Source organism: Psychrobacter pacificensis (assembly GCF_900101915.1).
GTDB lineage: Bacteria > Pseudomonadota > Gammaproteobacteria > Pseudomonadales > Moraxellaceae > Psychrobacter > Psychrobacter pacificensis.
Genome location: NZ_FNAL01000048.1, coordinates 1 through 3,671, shown reverse-complemented (window position 1 = coordinate 3,671; position 3,671 = coordinate 1). Strand labels below are relative to the sequence as shown.

5 protein-coding genes are annotated in these 3,671 nt (G+C 44.8%); 1 reads left to right on the top strand and 4 read right to left on the bottom strand.

Features of this window, described 5'->3' with window-relative positions:
* The 4 genes from BLR43_RS13295 to BLR43_RS13280 form a co-directional block, all read right to left on the bottom strand.
* Positions 1–996 (bottom strand): primase-helicase family protein (locus BLR43_RS13295; RefSeq protein ID WP_244265504.1); only part of this gene is annotated, 996 nt, incomplete at its 3' end.
* On the bottom strand, positions 996–2,012 hold the full coding sequence (locus tag BLR43_RS13290; RefSeq protein WP_167669424.1) for a primase-helicase zinc-binding domain-containing protein: 1,017 nt from the start codon (positions 2,010–2,012) through the stop codon (positions 996–998). The genes BLR43_RS13290 and BLR43_RS13295, both read right to left, overlap by 1 nt.
* Positions 2,002–2,502, bottom strand: coding sequence for a phage regulatory CII family protein (locus BLR43_RS13285; RefSeq protein WP_093071460.1), 501 nt, complete (start codon positions 2,500–2,502; stop codon positions 2,002–2,004). Before BLR43_RS13285 ends, BLR43_RS13290 begins: the two co-directional genes overlap by 11 nt.
* Positions 2,503–2,543: 41 nt before the next feature.
* Entirely contained in the window at positions 2,544–2,807 is a 264-nt protein-coding gene (locus BLR43_RS13280; protein WP_093071459.1) for a transcriptional regulator, read from the bottom strand.
* A gap of 129 nt (positions 2,808–2,936) precedes the next feature.
* On the opposite strand from BLR43_RS13280, the gene BLR43_RS13275 reads away from it, so the two are divergent.
* Positions 2,937–3,671, top strand: a 735-nt coding sequence (locus tag BLR43_RS13275; protein ID WP_143007463.1) for an XRE family transcriptional regulator, incomplete at its 3' end; no start/stop codon positions are given.

The following is a 3,671-nucleotide window of genomic DNA, read 5'->3' as shown; positions in this document are numbered from 1 at the left end:
GCTGCCACTAAATATCTCTTCAAAAAGTGCATAGAGCTTGTTGGATACCCAATCATTGTACTGTGACTCAAGCTGACCTTGTCCCAATGTGACAGCATAGTCACCATAGATACGGCTCATAATGCGGTCAAAGAACAGCGACTTACCAGCGCCTTGTACTTCCCCATGAAAGATAAGAGCGGTATCAAGCTTGGTACCAGGCTGCTGTAATGGTATGGCTAACCATCTAAGTACCCATTCGTAGACTTCTTGTTTGCCTTCACACAGATGCAGTAGCAGGTCAGTGATCGGCTTGCACATCTTGGCAGCGTCTTTGATATTTGTCTCAATAGGCTTTAACGGTAGGCCATCAAACGTATTGATAGCAATATCTTTGTCATGCTTGGGTGTTTTGGTACGAGTAGGGTCAAACCAGATGTTATCTGATTTTACCGTAATACGAGATTCTGATTTTAGCCAGATATCATATTCGTTAGGCCGTGCAAGCTTGATAGTATCGACAGGCAAGCGAATACGCTCAACATCATCCCAAACCTCTTTAGTTCCATAGATAAGAAAGTAGCGCTGAAACATTGATTGAGCTTCGACTGCAAGCATGACATCAAGGTCTTTGGCGACTTCGGACTTTGTTATTTTTCGGTGCGGTGCTTTCCACCATAGGTCAGCTAATTTCTTATTACCGATTTCATTGGCGAACTGAGTTTTTGTATATTCAATCTTTTGCTCAGTGTCATAGACTTTATTCGTCACTTTGCCAATGTCGGTGATTTGAGCGTAACGCTTGAGCATATTTGCTAAGCGCATTTCTTGTTCAATATCAGCGGGTACGTTGCCGTTGTGTGAGACAGTAGGAGCATCAACAACACTATGATCATCATTCGCAGCTTGAGTTACGATTGACTTGTTAGCTAGCGCATACTTGATTTGGCGCGCTACTTCATTGAGCCCAGCTGCGGCGGCGAGGTCGTTAAAATCTGAGTGTTGTTTGTCTTGCATTATGCAGCATCCCTATCTGTATCTAGTGTTTCAAAAACTGGTGTGATGAGCTCACCGCCAATAGCAATAGCGGCGTTACGTGCCTCACGTATACCAGCGTTGTACTCAACTAAAGATTTTGGCTCCTTGCCATCGGCAATGGCTTTATCTCGTAGCTTTATTGCGGTGGCTGTATCATCGTCAGCAATGATGATAATGCGATGATCGGGATATTGAGCACGTATCGCCTTGGCGACTGGTATCAAATTATGCGCATTGAATGCCACGATAACAGGCAAGCTATAGCTCATTGCATCAAATACGGTCGCACCTGTCGCATAACCCTCACAGATCAGTATCACGCCACCACTGAACATAGACGCGCTACCAATCGTGAAGTAAGCGCCGCTTACCAAGCCGCCCTTTAAAAACAGCTTTTCGCTATCAGGCGCAATGGTCTGTACATTCACCAGTGTGGTTTGTTGTTTGTCAGAGTTGTAGTAGTGCATCGGTATGATGAGGTTGTCATTGCTATCTTGGCGTAATCCAATAGCGGATACGTTTTTGCGTAGTAGATAAGGGTGATCATCAGCAGCAGGCTTCGCATTGTCCCAGATGCTCTGAGCGCGGCTGGCAGCATCGATACGAGCCTGCCGCTTTTCAGCTTTTTCTGCTGCTTCACGCTCGACTTGCTGTGACTGCCACTGAGCGCGCTGCTCATCAGTGACTTCGCTAGTCGCATCTAGTCCGATAGCACCTGCAATCAGCTTATTGGTCTCATAGACATCAAGCCCAGTGTATTGCTGCACGAGCATAAAGCCGTTACCAGCGCCACACTGCGAGCATATCCAAGTACCTTCACCACGTTTGTCATCACAACGGAATCTATCAGAGCCGCCGCACATTGGACAAGCCTGATGTTGATGGGCAGCTTTAGTGAAGCTAATGCCCGCAGCAGGGAATATAGTTGAGACATAGTTACCGACAGCGGCTGCGCGAATGGCGTCAAAATCTAATGGGGTGCGTTTATCTGTCATTATTTCTCTCCATATTGCGTTCAGCATTTTTTAAGATTGTTTGGATATGACTGATCAATGCATAGCCGTCTTTTTGCATGCTCGCATATTCGTCAGGCTCAATGACTTTGTCCGCATAGGCGTCCAATGAGGTGCTATTGAGATCGGCAAACTTTTGACCGAGTAGAGCAATATCGACTATCTCATCACACTGGCTGTCGGTATCAGGTAGCAAAAACCATCCGGCATTGCCGTGAGCCGCACAAATAGCGTCCATAATGCGCGGTGACTGAGTATGCTCAAGCACAAGCTCGATAGTCTCAGGCGCTAGCGTATGACAGTTGCGATTGGGATTGACCTGCAATGCAAGCGTATTGTAGTTGACGCCATAGATATCAGCTATCTTGCCCAGTGTACCGCGCTCTTTTTTGCAAGCGTGATAAACCGACTGCTCAAGTGACAGGACGCAGCGTTCAGCGCGCTGTGTAGCGTTGTAGATTGATTTCGACATATTGCCCCCGTTATTGTCGTTCTTTTATTTCGGCTGTAGCGTTAAGCTAGTTGTTGTTGATTATTTGGATCGTTCGCAGGCTCAGGAAAGATATCTGGACGCAGTTCATGACATGGAATGCCCGTTACTTCAGATATTTTTGCTACCCACTTAACCGATGCTTTTTTGTCACGAGTTAGCATTACGCTAATAGTAGAAGGGTTTAACGAAGGGATTTTGCTAGCTAGTTGAGCTTGACTACCGGCAACATTAATCGCTTTTTGCAAAGCTAATAACTCAGGAGATTCGACTGGAGCGTTTGACATAGGATTACCTTTGTATTTATTAAGTCTCACTATAATTACATTTGTAGTCGATTAAGTCAATTACTTTTGTAAGTAGAAAATCATTTCATTTGTAATTATTATCGCGTTAAACACACTGGAGCCCACGTAATGAAAGAGTCTTTGGACACATTAGCTAAGCGCGTAAAGTTTATGCGTAACAAAAAAGGACTTACTCAGGCGCAGCTAGGTAAGTTGATTGGCGCAGATCCATCAGTTATTGGCAACTTAGAAAGGCGCAATGGTAAAAGCAGTAGCTATACCGAAGCTTTAGCAACTGCTCTTGGCGTGAATTTATCGTGGTTGATATCAGGATCTGGGGATTCGCATACCGAAGTAAGTAGCGCGGATGTTAGCGTCCAATCTGGAAAGAGTGATTATGTCATTGTCGGCGGTAAGACAGACTTCTCTTTGGTCGAAATACCTTATAAGGATCTCCAAGCCAGTTGTGGCGGAGGCGTCATAAACTTAGAATATCCAGAACAGAAAGGAGTAATCGCCTTTACAGTAGAGTTTTTGCGAGAGAACGATTTACCTATCGACGGCAAAGGGCTTCTACTGATGCACGCTTGCGGCGATAGTATGGGATACACGATCCCTCACGGAACGCTGATGCTTGTTAACACCAATGAGCGCGAATATGAGAACTTTATTAGTAATAAAATCTATGTATTTAATGCAGATGGGGAATCTATCTGTAAGCGCGCGTTTAAAAACTTAGATGGCACAGTGACTTTAGTCTCTGATAATGCCGATAAAAACAGATACCCTGATCAGATCGTTAATAAAAATACTTTTGATGATTTCAGCATGGACGCGCGAGTGAGATATACGTTTAATAAGCAG